The 18,125-nt window shown below is 54.5% G+C and carries 19 protein-coding genes, 1 tRNA gene, 1 pseudogene and 1 riboswitch; of the genes and pseudogenes, 7 read left to right on the top strand and 14 right to left on the bottom strand.

Annotated features, from left to right (window positions below):
* Positions 1 to 48 precede the first annotated feature (48 nt).
* The 8 genes from DW937_RS08505 to DW937_RS08470 form a co-directional block, all read right to left on the bottom strand.
* Positions 49 to 1,266 carry a carboxynorspermidine decarboxylase gene (locus tag DW937_RS08505; protein WP_120120649.1) on the bottom strand — a complete coding sequence of 406 codons (1,218 nt, stop codon included), beginning with the start codon at positions 1,264 to 1,266 and terminating at the stop codon, positions 49 to 51.
* Positions 1,266 to 2,525 carry a saccharopine dehydrogenase family protein gene (locus DW937_RS08500; RefSeq protein ID WP_005943308.1) on the bottom strand — a complete coding sequence of 420 codons (1,260 nt, stop codon included), beginning with the start codon at positions 2,523 to 2,525 and terminating at the stop codon, positions 1,266 to 1,268. Before DW937_RS08500 ends, DW937_RS08505 begins: the two co-directional genes overlap by 1 nt.
* 36 nt (positions 2,526 to 2,561) lie before the next feature.
* Positions 2,562 to 3,437 (bottom strand): agmatinase, encoded by an 876-nt coding sequence (gene speB / locus DW937_RS08495; RefSeq protein ID WP_005943304.1) that lies wholly within the window; start codon positions 3,435 to 3,437, stop codon positions 2,562 to 2,564.
* Positions 3,437 to 4,294, bottom strand: coding sequence for a polyamine aminopropyltransferase (speE, locus tag DW937_RS08490; RefSeq protein ID WP_044953854.1), 858 nt, complete (start codon positions 4,292 to 4,294; stop codon positions 3,437 to 3,439). Before speE ends, speB begins: the two co-directional genes overlap by 1 nt.
* 13 nt (positions 4,295 to 4,307) lie before the next feature.
* Positions 4,308 to 5,774 (bottom strand): aminotransferase class I/II-fold pyridoxal phosphate-dependent enzyme, encoded by a 1,467-nt coding sequence (locus DW937_RS08485; RefSeq protein WP_120120648.1) that lies wholly within the window; start codon positions 5,772 to 5,774, stop codon positions 4,308 to 4,310.
* A 632-nt stretch (positions 5,775 to 6,406) separates the two neighbouring features.
* On the bottom strand, positions 6,407 to 7,939 hold the full coding sequence (locus tag DW937_RS08480; protein ID WP_120120647.1) for a recombinase family protein: 1,533 nt from the start codon (positions 7,937 to 7,939) through the stop codon (positions 6,407 to 6,409).
* A 13-nt stretch (positions 7,940 to 7,952) separates the two neighbouring features.
* Positions 7,953 to 8,273, bottom strand: a complete 321-nt coding sequence (locus DW937_RS08475) for a type II toxin-antitoxin system RelE/ParE family toxin (protein WP_120120646.1) — start codon at positions 8,271 to 8,273, stop codon at positions 7,953 to 7,955.
* On the bottom strand, positions 8,270 to 8,563 hold the full coding sequence (locus DW937_RS08470; RefSeq protein ID WP_120120645.1) for a type II toxin-antitoxin system RelB/DinJ family antitoxin: 294 nt from the start codon (positions 8,561 to 8,563) through the stop codon (positions 8,270 to 8,272). The genes DW937_RS08475 and DW937_RS08470 overlap by 4 nt, the downstream gene beginning before the upstream one ends.
* 134 nt (positions 8,564 to 8,697) lie before the next feature.
* On the opposite strand from DW937_RS08470, the pseudogene DW937_RS15195 reads away from it, so the two are divergent.
* Positions 8,698 to 8,814: pseudogene (locus tag DW937_RS15195) on the top strand (DUF6061 family protein); the annotation flags it as partial.
* A gap of 74 nt (positions 8,815 to 8,888) precedes the next feature.
* On the opposite strand, the gene DW937_RS08465 reads toward DW937_RS15195, so the two are convergent.
* The 4 genes from DW937_RS08465 to DW937_RS08450 all read right to left on the bottom strand — a co-directional run bounded on the left by DW937_RS08465 (position 8,889) and on the right by DW937_RS08450 (position 10,912).
* Entirely contained in the window at positions 8,889 to 9,299 is a 411-nt protein-coding gene (locus DW937_RS08465; protein ID WP_015537810.1) for a hypothetical protein, read from the bottom strand.
* Between the two features lie 68 nt (positions 9,300 to 9,367).
* Entirely contained in the window at positions 9,368 to 9,877 is a 510-nt protein-coding gene (locus tag DW937_RS08460) for a hypothetical protein (protein WP_118526899.1), read from the bottom strand.
* 32 nt (positions 9,878 to 9,909) lie between these two features.
* Positions 9,910 to 10,227: a zinc-ribbon domain-containing protein gene (locus DW937_RS08455; protein WP_118526901.1), complete on the bottom strand. Its 318-nt coding sequence runs from the start codon at positions 10,225 to 10,227 to the stop codon at positions 9,910 to 9,912.
* 142 nt (positions 10,228 to 10,369) lie between these two features.
* The gene (locus DW937_RS08450; protein ID WP_243111447.1) at positions 10,370 to 10,912 is read right to left on the bottom strand and encodes a sigma-70 family RNA polymerase sigma factor; all 543 of its coding nucleotides are present in this window, start codon (positions 10,910 to 10,912) and stop codon (positions 10,370 to 10,372) included.
* 203 nt (positions 10,913 to 11,115) lie between these two features.
* On the opposite strand from DW937_RS08450, the gene DW937_RS08445 reads away from it, so the two are divergent.
* The 4 genes from DW937_RS08445 (at position 11,116) to DW937_RS08430 (ending at position 15,043) form a co-directional block, all read left to right on the top strand.
* Positions 11,116 to 11,817, top strand: a complete 702-nt coding sequence (locus DW937_RS08445) for a CHC2 zinc finger domain-containing protein (protein WP_120120644.1) — start codon at positions 11,116 to 11,118, stop codon at positions 11,815 to 11,817.
* Between the two features lie 73 nt (positions 11,818 to 11,890).
* Complete coding sequence (locus tag DW937_RS08440) at positions 11,891 to 13,207, top strand: phage/plasmid primase, P4 family (RefSeq protein WP_120120643.1); 1,317 nt, start codon at positions 11,891 to 11,893, stop codon at positions 13,205 to 13,207.
* A 376-nt stretch (positions 13,208 to 13,583) separates the two neighbouring features.
* Positions 13,584 to 14,849, top strand: a complete 1,266-nt coding sequence (locus DW937_RS08435; RefSeq protein ID WP_120120642.1) for a plasmid recombination protein — start codon at positions 13,584 to 13,586, stop codon at positions 14,847 to 14,849.
* Positions 14,850 to 14,866: 17 nt separating this feature from the next.
* Positions 14,867 to 15,043, top strand: a complete 177-nt coding sequence (locus DW937_RS08430; RefSeq protein WP_243111446.1) for a hypothetical protein — start codon at positions 14,867 to 14,869, stop codon at positions 15,041 to 15,043.
* 98 nt (positions 15,044 to 15,141) lie between these two features.
* Here DW937_RS08430 and DW937_RS08425 read toward each other — a convergent pair whose 3' ends face one another.
* Together DW937_RS08425 and DW937_RS08420 are read right to left on the bottom strand one after the other, a co-directional pair.
* On the bottom strand, positions 15,142 to 15,393 hold the full coding sequence (locus DW937_RS08425; protein WP_120120640.1) for a DUF6061 family protein: 252 nt from the start codon (positions 15,391 to 15,393) through the stop codon (positions 15,142 to 15,144).
* A gap of 153 nt (positions 15,394 to 15,546) precedes the next feature.
* Positions 15,547 to 15,631: transfer RNA gene (locus DW937_RS08420), tRNA-Tyr, on the bottom strand.
* 409 nt (positions 15,632 to 16,040) lie between these two features.
* On the opposite strand from DW937_RS08420, the gene DW937_RS08415 reads away from it, so the two are divergent.
* Complete coding sequence (locus DW937_RS08415) at positions 16,041 to 16,361, top strand: Hpt domain-containing protein (RefSeq protein ID WP_347561898.1); 321 nt, start codon at positions 16,041 to 16,043, stop codon at positions 16,359 to 16,361.
* 105 nt (positions 16,362 to 16,466) lie between these two features.
* A riboswitch (cobalamin riboswitch) is annotated at positions 16,467 to 16,680 on the top strand.
* A 165-nt stretch (positions 16,681 to 16,845) separates the two neighbouring features.
* Positions 16,846 to 18,078, top strand: coding sequence for a sirohydrochlorin cobaltochelatase (locus DW937_RS08410; RefSeq protein WP_120120638.1), 1,233 nt, complete (start codon positions 16,846 to 16,848; stop codon positions 18,076 to 18,078).
* The last annotated feature ends 47 nt before the right edge of the window (positions 18,079 to 18,125 follow it).

The following is an 18,125-nucleotide window of genomic DNA, read 5'->3' as shown; positions in this document are numbered from 1 at the left end:
TACAGGCTGTCTTTTGATTAAATACAGATTTGCCGTAAGGGTCGTACTTTAATCCACTGCACGTCCCAGCCGCATCTTGAAATCGCTGTAGCCGAACTTCACCAGCTCCCGGCAGGTGCCGTTTTCGTCCATTGCCCAGATGGGCGGCAGCGGCATCCCGTTGAAGGTGTTGTTCTTGCAGGTGGTGTAGATGGCCATATCGCCGAAAATGAGCCTTTGCCCCTCGGTGAGCGGGGAGGCAAAGCTGTAGTCGCCCACCACATCCCCGGCAAGGCAGGTGGGGCCGCCAAGGCGGATGAGGTACGGCTTTTCGCCGGGGTCTCCGGCATCCAGCAGCGGCGGGCGGTAGGGCATCTCGATCACATCCGGGGTGTGGCAGGCCGCAGACATGTCCAGAATGGCAAGGCTCGTCTCGCCATTTTGCAAAGTATCCAGCACAGTGGTAACAAGATACCCAGCGTTCAGCGCCCATGCTTCGCCCGGCTCCAGATACACCTGCACGCCGTACTTTTTCTGTGTTTCGGTAATGCACTGTTCCAGCGTGGCAAGGCGGTAGCCGGGGCGGGTGATATGGTGCCCGCCGCCAAAGTTGAGCCACTTCATCCGGGGCAGAAGATCCCCGAACTTTGCTTCCACCGCCGCCAGCGTCAGGGCCAGTGCATCGGCATCCTGCTCGCACAGGGTGTGAAAGTGCAGTCCGTCCAGTAATTCGGGCAGGGCCGGGTCTGCCTGCACGGCGGCATCCCACTGGGCGCGGGTGGTGCCAAGGCGGCTGCCCGGGGCGCAGGGGTCGTAAATTGCATGGCCTTCCTGCGTGGAGCACTCCGGGTTCAGCCGCAGGCCCACGCTCTTGCCCGCCGCCTTTGCTGCCGGGCCGAACTTTGCCAGCTGGCTGGGCGAATTGAACACGATGTGGTCGGCGTACTGCAGCAGCTCCGCGAACTCGTCTGCCCGGTAGGCCGCGCAGAATACATGGTTCTCTTTTTCCGGCAGCTCTTCTTTGCCAAGGCGGCTCTCGTACAGGCCGCTGGCCTCGGTGCCCGCCAGATAAGGAGCCAGCACCGGGTAAACATTAAAGTTGGAAAAAGCCTTCTGAGCCAGCAGAATTTTGCAGCCGGTGCGCTGCTGCACCCCCAGCAGAAGTTCGCCGTTGCGGCGCAGCTGCCCTTCGTCCAGCAGGTAGCAGGGGGTGGGCAGAGAGGCAAGCGCTTCCCAAGAAAGGTTTGCAAGGCCCGCAAAGGGCGGGCGGGTATCGGCCAGCCGCATCAGTCCACCAGCGCCGGGCTGTGGCTCTCGGAACGGGGCAGGCCGTACTTGTCCAGAGCGTCCAGATACGGGTCCGGATCAAACTCTTCCACAGTGTGCACGCCCTTGGTGGTCCACTTGCCGGTGAGCAGCATCAGTGCGCCGCACATGGCCGGTACGCCGGTGGTATAGCTGATGGCCTGAGAGCCGACCTCCTTGTAGCACTCCTGATGGTCGCACACATTATAAATATAGTAGGTCTTTTCCTTGCCGTCCTTCTTGCCGGTGAAGATGCAGCCGATGTTGGTCTTGCCCTTGGTGCGGGGGCCAAGGCTGGCGGGGTCCGGCAGCAGAGCCTTGAGGAACTGGATGGGCACGATCTCCTGCCCGTTGAAGTTGACCGGGGTGGTGGACAGCATGCCCACATCCTCCAGACAGCGCATGTGGTCGAGATAGCTCTGGCCAAAGGTCATGAAGAAGCGGATGCGCTTTGCCTCCGGGATGTTCTTGGCAAGGGACTCGATCTCCTCGTGGTGCAGCAGGTACATATCCTTGTCGCCCACCTGATCGAAGTTGTACTCCCGCTTGATGCTCATGGCCGGGATCTCCACCCAGTGGCCGTTCTCCCAGTAGCTGCCGGGAGCGGACACCTCGCGCAGGTTGATCTCCGGGTTAAAGTTGGTGGCAAAGGCATAGCCGTGGTCGCCGCCGTTGCAGTCCAGAATATCAATGGTGTCAATGGTGTCGAACTCGTGCTTTTTGGCGTAGGCGCAGTAAGCCTGGGTCACGCCCGGGTCGAAGCCGCTGCCCAGCAGGGCGGTCAGGCCGGCTTCCTCAAACTTCTTTGCGTAGGCCCACTGCCAGCTGTAATCAAAGTAGGCGGAGAAGCCTGCTTCCTTGCAGCGCTTCTCGTAGATGGCACGCCACTCCGGGTCGTCGGTGTTCTCCGGCTCGTAGTTGGCGGTGTCCATGTAGTTTACGCCGCAGGCAAGGCAGGCATCCATGATGGTAAGGTCCTGATAGGGCAGGGCAATGTTCATCACGAGGTCGGGCTGATAAGCCTTGATGAGGGCGATCACCTCGTCCACCTTGTCGGCATCCACCTGTGCGGTGGTGATCTTGGTAGCGGTTTTGGGGGCCAGCTCTGCAGCCAGCTTGTCGCACTTGGACTTGGTACGGCTGGCGATGCAGATCTCGGTGAACACCTCGGGTACCTGACAGCACTTGTGGATGGCAACGGAGGCCACGCCGCCGCAGCCGATGATCAGAACTTTGCTCATGATTTTTCTCCTTTATGTCAATGTGTGCAAATTCGGTCAGACCTGAAAGCCGGGCCAGCCCTTGTCCAGCGCGATCAGCGTTTCGCGCAGCACCTTGCAGGCGGTGGCGGTGGAAACGCCGGTGGTATCCAGCGTGGGAGCCAGCTCGTTGAGGTCTGCGGCTACGATGTTAGCTTTCGTCACGGTGCGGATGGCATCCAGAAGCTGCAAAAAGCTCACGCCGCCGGCTTCGGGCGTGCCGGTGCCGGGGAAGCAGGAGGGGTCCAGACAGTCGAGGTCGATGGTCAGGTAGACGGGCACCTTGCTCTCGCACAGCTGTTCCGTCAGCTCGGCAAGGCCGGTAAAATCGAATTTGTGCATCTCGGTGTGCTGGGCTGCAAACTCGAACTCGGCGCGGTCGCCGCTGCGGATGCAGAACTGATGGATGCGGCCGTCGCCCACCAGCTCATGGCAGCGGCGCAGCACGCAGGCGTGGCTCAGCTTTGCACCAAGGTAGTCGTCCCGCAGGTCGGCGTGGGCATCAAAGTGCACGATGTGCAGATCCGGATATTTCTTCACAGCAGCCCGCACGGCACCCAGCGTCACCAGATGTTCACCGCCCAGCAGCAACGGGAACTTGCCGTCCTGCAGGATCTCCTCTGCGCGGGCTTCGATGTCCGCAAGGGCGCTCTCGCTGGAGCCGAAGCACAGCTCCAGGTCGCCGCTGTCGAAGATGTCAAAATCGGTCAGGTCGGCATTCTGGTAGGGGCTGTAGGTCTCCAGACCATAGCTTTCGTGTCGGATGGCCGCCGGGCCGAACCGTGCGCCCGGGCGGTAGCTGGTGGTGGAATCGTAGGGCGCACCGTACAGCACGATGCTGGCGGCGCGGTAGCTGCTGTCACAGCCGATGAAGTTTTCAATGTTGGGTTGCATCAGTGTTCCTCCACTTCCCGCAGCATTTCCTCAAGGAATGCCGGCAGGTAAAATGCGCCGACATGCAGCCGGGCAGTGTAATAGCGGGTGCGCATGTTCAGCGCCTTCCATGCGTCTGCATCCAGATCATCGATGGGATGATACTTTTTGCTGGCAAAGCCGAACAGCCAGTACCCAGCCGCAAAGGTGGGAATGTGTGCCTGATACACTCGGCTGATGGGGAAGGTGGACGCAATGCGCTTGTGGCTGCGCTGCATGGCGCTGGCATCCTCGGCATAGAAGGGGCTGCCCTGCTGGTTCACCATGATGCCGTCCGCTTTCAGGGCATTGAAGCAGCTGCCGTAGAACTCGCGGGTGAACAGACCCTCGGATGGGCCGAAGGGATCGGAGGAGTCCACGATGATGAGGTCGTACTCCTCCTCGCAGCGGCGGATATACTTGAGGGCGTTCTCAAAATAGATGTGCACCCGGCGGTCATCCATGCGGCAGGCGTTGCTGGGCAGGAAGGCGCGGCAGGCTTCCACCACCTGCGGGTCCATCTCCACAAGGTCGATGCGCTCCACCCGGTCGTAGCGGGTCAGCTCCCGCACCACGCCGCCGTCACCGGCACCGATGACAAGGATGTCTTTTGCCTGCTTGTGCACCGCCATGGGCACATGCACGATCATCTCGTCATAGATGAATTCGTCGCGCTCGGTCAGCATCACATTCCCGTCCAATGTGAGCACCCGGCCAAACTCCGGCGTTTCAAAAATATCGATGCGCTGGTAATCGCTCTGCTTGGAGTAGAGCTGTTTGTTCACACGGATGCTGTGCTTCACGTCCGGGGTGTGAAACTCGGAAAACCAAAATTCCATCTGCATTCCCTCCTTATGCCAGAACGTTCAGCCGCTCGATGTCCGGGTCCTCGGGGCCGGTCATGCTGCAGCCCTTGGCCTTGGCGTACTCGATGTAGTTCAAAATTTCCTTGGTGATGCGCTCGCCCGGGGCCAGAATGGGAATGCCCGGCGGGTAGCACATGACGAACTCGCTGCACACCATACCCTCGGTCTCCCGGAGCGGCAGGCTCTTTTTGGGCGCATAGAACGCTTCCTGCGGGCTGGCGGCCACAACGGGGTCGATGTATTCCTGGCTCAGCAGGCCCGCGCCGTCGGTGCGGTAGCGGCGCTTGATCTCGGCCAGCGCGCTGACCAGACGCTCCACCTCCTGCGGGCGGTCGCCGATGGAAAGGTAGGCCAGAATGTTGCCAATGTCGCCGAACTCGATCTGGATGTCGTACTCATCGCGCAGGATGTCGTACACCTCAATGCCTGCAAGGCCGATATCCAGCGTGTGGACGCTGAGCTTGGTAGTATCAAAGTCAAAAACGGAGTCGCCGTTGCACAGCTCCTTGCCAAAGGCGTAGTAGCCGCCCACGGCGTTGATCTCCTCGCGGGCATACTCGGCCATGTCGGCCACTTGGTGGAATACCTGCCGCCCGCGCTGCGCAAGGTTGCGGCGGGAGATATCCAGACTGGACATGAGCAGGTAGCTGCCGGAGGTGGTCTGGGTCAGGTTGATGATCTGCCGCACATAGCCCGGGTGCACATTGGGGCCGATGAGCAGCAGGCTGGACTGCGTTAAACTGCCGCCGCTCTTGTGCATGGAGACGGATGCCATATCAGCCCCTGCCGCCATGGCAGACACCGGCAGGCCGCCGCCAAAGTAGAAGTGGGTGCCGTGGGCTTCGTCCGCAAGGCAGAGCATCCCGGCATCGTGGGCCATTTTTACGATGGCGCGCAGGTCAGAGCAGATGCCGTAGTAGGTGGGGTTATTCACCAGCACAGCCACAGCATTCGGATGCTCTTTAATGGCCTTTTCCACCTGTTCCCGCTTCATGCCCAGCGAGATGCCAAGGCGCTTGTCCACCTCAGGGTTCACATACACCGGCACCGCGCCGCACAGCACCAGTGCGTTCAGCACACTGCGGTGCACATTGCGGGGCAGAATGATCTCATCGCCGCGCTTGCAGGCGGTAAGCACCATGCTCTGCACACTGCTGGTGGTGCCGCCCACCATGAGGAACGCGTGGGCAGCGCCAAAGGCATCTGCGGCCAGCTCCTCTGCTTCCCGGATGACCGATACCGGGTGGCAGAGATTATCCAGCGGCTTCATGCTGTTCACATCCACGCCCACGCACTGCTGGCCCAGAAAGGCGGTCAGCTCCGGGTTGCCGCGGCCTCGCTTGTGGCCGGGCACATCAAAGGGCACCACCCGCATTTTGCGGAACTGTTCCAGCGCTTCATAGATGGGCGCACGGTTCTGGTTCAGCCGGAACCGTGTTCGGTTCTCACTCATGTTTTTCCTCCGTCCCTGATCCCGATGCAAACAAAAAAGCGCAAGTACCACACAAAAAGTGCAGACTTGCGCTTTGAAAAGCATTTGAATGCGCCGCTAAAGGCTCCCGGAAGAAACACCAGAGTACAAAGGCCGCTTCGCATGATTCAAAAAGACGGGATTATGAGAGTCTATATAGCAATTCTGCTTTTACTGCTCTTTATTGACCGTTTCACAAGTCTGCACACTGACTGCGCAATTTCATGGTTGTAAAGGAACCAACTTATAAAATTTGAGCTGCTACACTCAATCAATAATGGCGGCTGTGCCGCCGGTCGGCAGTGGACCCGGCTGTCCGTATGGCCTTAGCCCCGCTGGGCGGTCCATGGTAAATTGCTTTGAAAAGACGCTGACACGCTTTGTCTCTCAAAATCAAATGTGATTTTATCATGCACAGAAAGCGTTGTCAATGATTTTTTGAAAAATTAAAAAAATCATTGCACAGAGTACCAACCTGAATACCGTTGCAAAATATTATGATGCACGGTACACTATGGTTACTACGGTTCTTATTGTTCTGCTGATCCTTGCACTGCTGGAGATCGTCCTGCTGAACGGTGCCGCAGCTGTTCGGATCCACCCGCCCGATGAGTTTAGCCTTGTCGCAAAACAAAAACCTCAGCGTACTTGCATACGTTGAGGTTTTTTGGTGGAGCGAAGCAACCCAAATCCGAACCATTGCCCTCTGGGGCATCTTTGGCGGCGATTTCATCGAAAGTGATGGTTTTTGTGCCGTCTTTGTAGTTAAATGTAATTAAAACTTTTTCATCATAAAGATAAACGGCGTTCACGAACGTGTTGATAAGCGTCTCCCGGTGGCTTTTCACGTTCGGGTCGAGCTTGCGGAACCGGGTCAGCCAGAAACGAACCTGATTTTCGCTTAACCGTGGCCGAGCGATTTTTTCTTCGGCAATCCGAACCTCAAGTTCTTTCTGCTGGGCTTCCAGCTTTTCCAAACGCGACTTGGTGGAATTGGTCAGCACACCTGCTTGGATAGCGTTCAGCATATTCTCAATGCCGTTCTCTACCTCGCGCATCTGCTTTTCCAGCAAAGGGAGCGTGGTGTTTTCCTGATCCTGCAACTCCATGACTTCTGCAACGATGGCATCAATCACGGCATCGTCTTGAATCAGCTTCATGGTTTCAGCTACGACCAGATCTTCCAGCCATTCCTTACGGACGGTCTTTTTCTTGCAGGTCTTGAAACGCTTAGCAGTAGAGCACTTATAATAATGATGAACGACCTTGTTTCTGCCTGTTCCACACTCGCCGAACATCATCGCACCGCACATTCCGCAGAACAGCTTGGTGGTGAGCAGATAATCATCCTCGGCCTTATGGCGGGCAGGAGCACGGCTGTTCTTCTTGATTTTCAGCTGCACTTCCTCAAACAAGTCCTTGTCCACGATGGCAGGGATGCTGTCGGGCATCACAATGTCCTTGAAGTGGTTTTCACCGATGTACCGTTTGTTCGTCAGCAGCGTCTGAACACTGTTGTAGGTGAACTTCTGATTGCGGTTGGTGGTCACGCCGCTGTCGTTCAGCCAGTTCATCAATTCTTTCATGGTCGCGCCATCGTTGTACCGCTGGAAGGCTTCTACCACAAAGGGGGCTTTCAGCGGGTCGATCTGGAAGAACTTTTCCTCGTCCACCTTGAAGCCAATGGGAATCGTGCCGCCGTTGTACTTGCCCTTCAGAACATTCTCGGTCATGCCGCGCACAACTTTTTCAGAAAGTTCTGCCGAGTAGTATTCAGCCATGCCGGTGAGCATACTCTTGACCATGATACCCGCAGGGCTGTCAGAGATAGGCTCCGTGGCAGATACAAGCTTGACATGATTTCGTTCCAACTGATACTCATAGTGGGCCGAATCATAGCGGTTTCGGGCAAAGCGGTCGAGCTTCCAGACCAGCACAATGTCAAACAACCGTTTCTCGCTGTCCTTGATCATCTGCTGGAAGTCCGGGCGGTTATCGGTTTTGGCGGAAAGGGCGCGGTCAATGTAGTGCTTGACCACGGTAATGCCGTTCTTTTCGGCGTAGGCCATACACTCGCGAATCTGACCTTCGATGGATTCTTCACGCTGGTTATCGCTGGAATAGCGAGCATAGATCACGGCGGTCATGCAAACACCCCTTTCACTTCATTCTCCGCAGGCGGCGCACAAGGTCGGATGCACTGTACAGAACACGGGCCACCGACACGGCATCCTCGCCCACGATGTAGAACACCGAGTAGTTATCCACCAGCATCTGCCGCAGCCCTTGGGTGCGCTCCGGCTCGCTTTCCACCAGCGCACAGCGTTCCGGCAGGATGTTCAGCGACTGGATGGCTTCTGCAATGCGGTTATACTGCCCCATAGCCGTGTCAGGCTCCAGCAAACGGTCAGCAATGTAGCTGTAGATCTGCTCCATATCGCTGAGGGCTGCATAGGAAATTTTCACGTCATACTGCTTCATCGGTGCTGTTCCCTGAACTGGGCGAATGCGCTTGCGGCATCCACGGTGTCACCGTTCTGTATTTCTTTGATGCCCACCTGCAAGGCTGCATGGAGCTGGTCATCGGTCATAGTGTCAGCGTTCAGCGCAGCCGGAGCCTTCGGCAGGGACAGCGAGAAGGGAATGCCGCCCGTCAGCGTGATTTGGCGCAGGTACATATCAATGGCAGTTGCCATCGGGATGCCGAGCTGCTTCAACACATCCTCGGCTTGCTGCTTGACGGTAGGGTTGACACGAAGATTGAGCGTCATCGTTTTTCCATGGTTATCACCTCAGTCTCATTGTAACGCATTTTGCGTTGCAAGTCAATTCGAGGTGAACGCGCAAATGAAATTCTCCATATCGCACAATATATTCATCGTTAAATTGTTCAAAGCGCGGGATATTCACCCTCTATAATAAATTCTTGGAGTGTGCCTAGCTTTTGCTGGGTGGTGAGATTGAGCATTATCTCTCACTCAGCTGTGACCATGGCAGATTTAGAGGATTGACCTTTAATTAGAATATACAGATAAAACCGACAGCCATCTACTTGCGACTTGCAAATAGATGGCTGTCTATTATTAACTACGCATTTTAACAATGATTTTTCTTTTCAACAAGCATTCCGATAATAAACGAAAGTAGGAAAACGAGTAGCCAAATCAAAACTCCGTAGTGTGCCTTGAGCTGCCATACTTTTCCTATATACATATCCGGCGTGATTTTTGTGGCGTTTATTTTGATAATAAAATCGCCCAACACTTGTCCGATCAAAATTCCTGTCCAGTTTCCAGCTGTTGTGATAAGAGCTGCTCTATACATTTCCAGAAAACAGAAAGTAACAGATGCAACCCATAAACACAAATAATAATGGGCTGCTGTCCATTCAAACAAGTAGACTTCATGAAACACTGTTTGAGAAAGAAGATAGCACACCACATATGCTAAAAATACGATCAGCAAAAATCCGAGACAAGTTTTCTTTTTTGATGCTGTGTTCTTCATACGGCTTTTGAATCCTATTCCAATGTGTACCGCCATCTTTGCGTTTCATTATAAAACAGCTTGGCTGCTTACTTCGATACTATTTCGACAGTTGGCATCTTGCCTTCCAATCCGAGTTCGTCATCTTCTGCAACTCTATAATTGGTAACATTTATTGAATACATATAATCTGAAATATTTGGATTTTCTTCATCGTCTGGAAGTTCAACTTCAAAAGTCTCAAACTCAAACACATAAGCTGTTCCTTCAATAAGTTCACCAGTTAAGTCTTTCTGGAAATGAAGCAAAAATGGTCTGTCCTGAAAGAAGTGAACAACCGCAACCGTTTTTCCCGGCAGTGCATAGTAATCGGGCAAGATCTGCTCAACAGTGGCCGTAAAAGAACCCGAAAACCGTGCAAAATGTTTTTCATTTCCGGTTGCTTGCTCTTCTCCGTCATGATACCCGGCCTCGTAGCCAGCGGTATAGCCTTCTTCGTATTCTGCATTGTGCTCATCTGAACTTTGAACATTATTTCCACAGCCAATCAATGTAAGTACCAGCGCAAGGCAAAGAACTATTATAGCCTTCTTTTTCATACGGTTTCCTCCTTCCATGTTTTTCTTCACATTTATCGGACTTTTCCACAGTTTTTGCAAAAACGTTCAGAAGAAGCATTTAATGTTCCGCAGTCCGGGCAATACCATCTTCCGTCTGGCATCGGTTCAACAGGCGAGGGAGTTTGGTGTGCTTTTGCTGGAGTTTGAACGGGTGATGCAGTAAACAGCGGCGCAATATTCACATCTCTACGGCCAACACCAGCAAGGCTTCTAAAATCCAACGATTTAACTTCTTGCGCCAATGTCCGTTTGGGCTCAATGTATTGACCACACCGCTGACAATATCGAACACCCAGCTTGTTTTCATAACCACAATTTTTACAAGTCATCAAAGCTCCCTCCTTGCTTTTTGTTTAGATAACGAAATTTAAGCCTGATTTATTTCGTTTGTCCACAAAATTTTTCAAAATCGTATAGCTGCACATAAATTTCAAGAAAACTTGTAGCACAATCACGATTTTTTCTTTTTATTCAAAGAAACCACCACGGCAGTTCCAGCCACAGGTTATCCATGGCCTGTTCCTCCGTCTTTTTTGCGCGGCCTTTTGTCAGGTGAAAGTATATCGCCGTGCCGATCAGCGGATGCTCCTCGCCATCGGTAAAGCCATAGCGGTACAGCAGATAGGTCTGTTCCCGCTGGGTCAGCCGTTTCAAGGCATCGTACAGTTCCCGGCGCGATTCCTGTTCTTCCATAATGCTCTGCGGCTGCATGGCGTAGGGGTCGGCTATGGCTTCGATGCGCCGCAGCTGCTCTTCTCCCGGCAGAACATCGTCCAGCGAAACGCGCTGGTAGCAGATACCGTCCTTGTCCTCTGTCACCATCCGCTGCTCAAAAGCGGTAAAGGCATCCCGCACCATATCCATCATGGCGTTGCGGATAGCAGGAGCCGCATAGGTCAGGAACTTCATACCACGGGCTACATCGAACTTCGGCACAGCTTTCCATAAGCCCAGATTGCCCGCCTGTTTCAAATCGTCCGTGTCAAGGTTCAGGCCGGACTGTGCCAGATTCATGCTGCGGAAAAGGTCATATACGGTTACCTCTCTGCCCTTGCTGTTGCAGCCCTGCAACTAGTAAGGGCTTTTTTCTTTTTCCGTTGCAGTTCTGCCGCTTTTTCGCCTTTCCTGCAAAATTTTCCGTATATTCAGGCAGGAAGCAAAAAACACCAGAGTTCCCGCTTTGGGTACTCTGGTGCAACGCACGAAACAAAGGAGAAATGCCCTTGAGCCTGTATCAAACTGTCAAGTCCGCCATCACCGTTCGGCAGGTGGGAGAGATGTACGGCATGGAGCCCGACCGCCATGGCATGGTGTGCTGTCCGTTCCATTCTGACAGCGACCCCAGCATGAAGCTGAACGACACCTATTATTACTGCTTTGGCTGCGGAGCCAACGGAGATGCCATCGACCTCACCGCCAAGCTGTTCGACCTGAACCCCCGGCAAGCCGCCGAGAAGCTGATAAATGACTTCGCGTTTGCGAAGCAATGCAGTCCCCAGTGGGGACTGCAAGTGACAGAGCGGTCTTGCGTCAGCAAGATGGAGGGGCCTCGCCCCGACAAGCTCTGGCTTGACCCGGACAAGCCGCCCGCCAATGCCATCGCTCTGCCGCCGCCCAAGCGTGGCCTGACAGACGAGCAGTGGGCAGACATCGCCTACTGCCTGCGGGTGCTGACCGATTATCTTGATCTGTTGCACGACTGGCAGGAGCGCTACAAGCCCGCCACCCCGGAGGAACCGCATGACCCACGGTTTGAAGAAACCCTCCACACGACCGAGACCATCGAGCACCTGACGGACTGCGTTGCATTTGGGACACCCCAGCAGAAGGCCGCTGCCGCCGCACAGCTGCTATCCGGGTCGTACCTGCTGATGCTGGAGGAGCGCACCGACCGCCTTGCTCTGGCAAAGTGCGTCTGACGATTGATTCACCTGAAGTGGTGGGTCTCACCGTGAGACCCACCACTTCACTTTTCTAAAGGAGAATTACCCTATGAAGAAAAACATTTCCCGCAACCCCTTATGGCCGGACTGGTACAACGGCAAGAAAATTGACGAAGTCCAGTTTGGCCGTGCCTTTCTGGAACAGTGGCCGCTGAAATGCGTCAACGGAATGCTGTACACGCTGGACGGCCCGGTAGAGGACGAAAGCGAGATCAAGCAGCGCATCCTGGAGAACATCGAGGAATATGTCACCTCCGGCCTGTCCAAAAAGGTCACCAACATTCTGGAGACCATCAAGCTGCTGGCCTTTTCCGACCCCTTTCCCATCGAACAGGACTGCATCCACCTCCAGAACGGCGTGTACCATCTGCCGGACGGCTCTTTTCAGGAGAGCCGCCTGTTCTGCCAGAACCGCCTACCTGTGAGGTATGACCCCAAAGCCGCCAGCCCTGACCGCTGGCTGACCTTCCTGCACGAGCTGCTGGACGATGCCGACATCCCCACCTTGCAGGAGTATCTGGGCTACTGCCTCATTCCCAGCACCAAGGGGCAAAAGATGATGCTCATTGTCGGCAAGGGCGGCGAGGGCAAGTCCCGCATTGGGCTGGTGCTGAAACGGCTCATGGGAGATGCCGCCAGCAACGGCAGCGTCCAGAAAGTGGAGAACAACCGCTTTGCCCGTGCCGATCTGGAGCGCCGCCTGCTGATGATCGACGATGACATGGACATGAACGCCCTGCCTAAAACGAATTATATTAAGACCATCGTCACCGCCGAGGCCAAGCTGGACTTGGAGCGCAAGGGCGTCCAGAGCTACCAGCGGGACATCTACGCCCGGTTCCTCTGCTTCGGCAACGGCGCGCTGACCTCGCTGTACGACCATTCGGACGGCTTCTTCCGCCGCCAGCTCATCCTGACCACCAAGGACAAGCCTGCCGACCGCACGGATGACCCCTTCCTTGTGGAGAAGATGTGTGCCGAGATGGAGGGCATCCTGCTGTGGTGTCTGGAAGGGCTGCACCGGCTGGTACAGAACGATTTCCGCTTCACGGTCAGCGAACGAGCCGCTGCCAACGTAGACACCATCAAGCGCAGCAGCAATAACGTCATCGACTTCATGGAGTCCGAGGGTTACTTCCGCTTCAAGGCGGACCACTCCATCAGTTCCAAGGACTTCTATGAAATCTACAAACTGTGGTGCGAGGACAACGCCTGTCACAGCGTGTCTGCCATCCGTTTCAGCGCAGAGCTGCGCCAGAATGACCGCCGTTACAACCTTGAAGCAACCAACAACATCTACCTGCCCGGTGGCCGCAGGGTGCGGGGCTTTGTAGGCATCGAACCGCTTGTCCACCCCTGTCCGTAAAAAGTGCATTTTTTCACGGAATAAGTTTGTACAACCTGTACGGTCTGTACTTGTACGCACCTGTACGGCAAATCGGCGTAAATTAAAACGTGTTATCGTTTGTATTTTGCATTTTCGTACGCCGTACAGACCGTACAGGTTATTTGAAGTCCGTACGCAATTTTTTCAGATGCGTACGGAGCAATCAAGTTCGCATTGTGCGAACTTGATTGTAATTCTCCCGCAGGAGACGTTCCCCCTCGGAGAGTCCTCGAAGAGCCCACTACACTTTGCAGCCCATAGGGATGAAAGTGTTATAGTGGGTTATTACACTTCCGAAGAAGTGCATCTTCGTTCCCCGTCACCTCTCGATGAACCTTGAAAGGAGGGATGCCCTTTGGCAAGAAACGATGGCGTTGACCGCACCAGTGTCCGAAATCTCGCCGTTTCGGACAAGGCCGTTGGCAACACCCAGCAGCACAACGAGCGTGAAAAGGACAGCTATCGGAACCCCGATATTATCCCCCAACGCACCTCATGGAACGTCCACTTCAAAAAGTCTACCGCCAGCTACACTGACCTGTTCGCCCAACTGGAAGCCGTTGGAACCATTTCCACGCGCGGCCTGAAGCCGGATGCCACCCACTACTGCGAACTTGTCTTTGATGTCAACTCGGCCTATTTTGACAATCACGGTGGCTACGAGTTCGCCAAGCAGTTCTATGCGGATGCCTACAAAGCTGCCGTTCGGGTTGTGGGCGGTGAACAATATATTCTTTCGGCTGTCATGCACGCCGATGAGATCAACCGCGCCATGACCGAAGCATTAGGCCGGGAGGTCTACCACTACCATCTTCATGTGGTCTATGTGCCTGTGGTGGAAAAGCAAATCCTCTGGTCGAAACGCTGCAAGGACAAGGCACTGGTCGGCACAGTCAAGGAGACTGTCATGCAGGTCAGTAGGAGCAAGAAGTGGGCATCCAAGCCCCTGCTGGACGATGCCGGAAAGCCTATCCTGCAAAAGAACGGCAAGCCAGTCCTGAAGAAGTCGTACAGCATCCTGCAAGACGATTTCTTCAACTATATGCGTACTGCCGGGTACACCGATATAGAGCGCGGCGAGCGCGGCAGTACCGAAGAACACCTGACCGTCACCCAGTTCAAAGTTCAGCGGGAGCAGGAACGGCTGGACACCCTGACTGCTCAAGCCGACCAGCAAGCACAGTCGCTTGCCAAAACCTGTCAGACTCTCTCCCAAAAAGAGAAGGAACTTGCCGCTGTGCAGAAAAAGACCACGCTCACGAAAGAAGCTCTCATTCATGCGCGTGATCTGGATTATATCGGCAAGCGCACCTTCCTCGGCAACTACTCGCTGACCGAAGAAGAATTTTCCAAACTGAAAAAACAGGCCGACCACGGCTATATGATGGACGTGGAGAACCGCCGCCTGAAAGAAGAACTTTCCACCGCCAAAAAGGAAGCCATTCATTGGAGCAACAAGTACCACGACCTGTGGTACGATGTAAAGCCCTATTTGGATGCTCTCCACCGTGCGCCCGAACTGGTGCGCGGCTTTCTGGAAAAGATTCTTGCCCCCAAGCAGGAGCGCACCATGAATGTGCCGCAGCGAAACCGCAAGCGTGGGCAGGATATGGAACTTTGATTTTCGGAGGATACCATTTGAACAAAAAGAAGAAGTCGAACAAATCCGGCTACCCGGATGAAGCAATCAAGGTGCTGGCACGTTGCTTTTATCCCTCCATGGTTGAGTTTTTCAACAGCGAGGAAGGCCAGCGTGAATATGAGGAATGGCTGAAAGAGCAGGAAGCTCTACAAGCCTTGCCTGTTGCAGCATAAAAACAGCAGGACGCTCCCAGAGAAGGAAACGCCCTGCCTTATATAGATGTATCTCACCGAGGTGTGTCCAGTTGGGCGCACCTCTTATTTTTTTGCCCTTAATCTTCTAACCCATGGCTTCCAGCTACGTTTTTCAAACACTCCTCCGGGTCACTGTTCAGAATCAAATCCGCATAGCCCAGTGGGTCGTTGTAGATGAGGTAGTCCAGTTCAGTCTGCTGTGCCATAGTCACATTCAGTGCATCCTCAACCCCGGTGCAGTCAATGTAGATCATTCTCCCATCCCGGAGCAGCAGCTCCACGCACCCGGTGTCCATGTTGAAATGGCAGGCTCTTGCATCGTACTTCATCATCGTGTCCTCCAAACGCTTATTGTGTGGTTACGGTCTGTGACAAGGTATCGGAGTTTTACGCCGTCCACGGGAGCCTTCATTCTCAAACCCGAAGAAAACGAAAAATCCGAACCCTTCTCCAATCGGAAACAGGTTCGGATTTTTCTTGTTTGGTGGGCGCGGGTGGATTCGAACCACCGAAGCTGAAAGCAGCAGATTTACAGTCTGTCCCCATTGGCCACTCGGGAACACGCCCATATTCACTTTTTATGTCCTTCGCCGGACGACTTGCTTATTTTATCATGAAGGAAGGCTTTTGTCAACTGTTTTTTACGTTTTTCTTCAAATGCATTTTCCGTGCAGAGAAACGGCTGAGCAAAGGCGGGAAAAGCCCTGCAGCCATGCGGGCACGGCAAAGTCGGAGAAAAAGCCAACCGGAAGAAATTGATAGGAAAATTGCAAGAAAAACTCGGGACAATATGTGAAAAGTGCAAGACTTTTTTATCTCTGCATTGAAAAACACAGTAAGGCGTGATATATTAAAAACGTAACAAAGTGCAACAAAATGGATGGTGCTTTTGTCACTCTGTGGCAAATCAGGCGGGATAAGTAGAAAAAGAAAGGCATAGCGACAAACCATGACGATTCAGGAATGTTATAGACAGATGGGCGCAAATTATGAGGACGTGCTCAAGCGGCTTTACAACGAAGGCATGATCTGCAGATTTACGCTGATGTTTTTGAACGACGACAGCTATCCGAAACTGGAGCAGGCATTGAAGGAAGGAAATGTGAAGGAAGCATTCCGTGCGGCACACACGCTCAAGGGCGTGTGCCAGAACCTGGGCTTTACCAACCTGTATCAGCCCACCTGCGATTTGACCGAGGTGCTGCGCACAGGCACACTGGAAGGCACCAAGGAGCTGTTTGACAGCGTGACCTGCCAGTACAAAATCACCATCAATGCGATCCGTGCGCTCCAGTAAGCTCCGCATTTGGCTCGATCTCCAAACGGCATCCTTCCTTATAAAAAGGCAGGATGCCGTTTTTTATTGCATTCTGCGCAGTTTTGTGATATAATGCCGGACGAACTGAACAGAAAAACAGCAGGTGCCTTTTGCCGATGCACTGCACGGCGGAAAGGGTAAAAGGGAAGCGGGTGCAGATCCCGCACGATCTCGTCACTGTGATAAGGGAGTCCGCATCAGGGTGCTTTGCACCAGCCACTGGAGCTTTTGCTCTGGGAAGGAGATGACGGGCGGCGATCTTTCAGTCAGGAAACCTGCCTGCTGTTGGTACGGGGGTGCAAACCCCAGATCACGAGGAATTGGTTGTACCAAAAAGCCCTGAAACAACAGAGGTCTTTTTGTCATGCCATCCGCAGGACAAAAGGGCCTCTTTTTTACCTCACTTTCCTGTACCCTTTGTTTGGTTCAAACCGCAATTTATCCAGCAGGAAAGGACAAGACAATGAGAAAGATCGAAACCAAAAAGCTGGCCGCAGCTGTTACGGCTCTGGTTCTGTGCGCCGGTGTGCTCACCGGCTGCGGCGGTGCTGCTTCCGGCACTGCATCCAGCACCGCTGCGTCTTCCGCTTCCAGCGAAGCGAGCAGCGAGGAGGCTGACGAAATGGCAGCAAAGAACGTGGCAGACCTGATCGATGCCATCTATGTGCAGGAGCGCAATGAGGACACCGATGCCCAGTGCGAAGCCGCCAAGGCTGCATGGGATGCCCTGACCGACACCCAGAAAGAACTGGTGGAAGGTGAGAACGCCGACCCCGACTACTTTGGCCGTGACACCGGCGATGCTTCCAAGGACGATGCCCGCAATCAGGACGACATCGGCGACAACGAGCTGCTGGTGGTCTCCTTCGGCACCTCCTTCAACGACAGCCGCGTGAAGGACATCAAGGGCATCGAGGATGCTCTGCAGGCCGCATACCCGGATTGGTCTGTGCGCCGCGCATTCACCGCACAGATCATCATCAACCATGTGCAGGCCCGTGACGGCGAAAAGATCGACAACATGCAGCAGGCCATGGACCGCGCTGTGGAAAACGGCGTGAAGAATCTGGTCGTCCAGCCTACCCACCTGATGCACGGTGCTGAGTACGACGAGATGATGGAAATGATCGACACCTACCGCGACAAGTTTGAATCTGTCGCTGTGGCTGAGCCCCTGCTGGGTGAGGTCGGTTCCGATGCCACCATCATCAATCAGGATAAGGAAGACGTTGCCAAGGCGGTCACCGCTGCTGCCGTGAAGGAAGCCGGCTACGACAGTCTGGATGCCGCTGCTGCGGACAAGGTCGCCTTTGTCTTTATGGGCCACGGCACCTCTCACACCGCAAAGGTGAGCTACAGCCAGATGCAGACCACTATGCAGACTCTGGGCTACGACAATGTGTTCATTGGCACCGTTGAGGGCAAGCCGGAAGAGACTGCCTGCGAGAACGTGATCGAGGCTGTTAAGGCTGCGGGCTACACCAAGGTCATCCTGCGCCCGCTGATGGTGGTTGCCGGCGATCACGCCAACAACGATATGGCCGGTGAGGATGCCGACTCCTGGCTGAGCCAGTTCAAGGCTTCCGGTGCTTTCGACAGCATCGACTGCCAGATCGCTGGTCTGGGCGGGATCGAGGATGTCCAGAAGCTGTATGTCGCCCACACCAAGGCGGCGATCGATTCTCTGAACGGTTGATCTTCAAGAACCCTCTCCGTCTCGCGGCCGCTTTGCGGCATCCGGTG

Origin of the sequence: Faecalibacterium sp. AM43-5AT, assembly GCF_003603345.1 — a bacterium.
In the GTDB taxonomy this organism is placed as follows: Bacteria; Bacillota; Clostridia; order Oscillospirales; family Ruminococcaceae; genus Faecalibacterium; species Faecalibacterium taiwanense.
The sequence above is the reverse complement of the archived record's forward strand: the minus strand, read 5'-3'. Positions and strand labels throughout refer to the sequence as shown.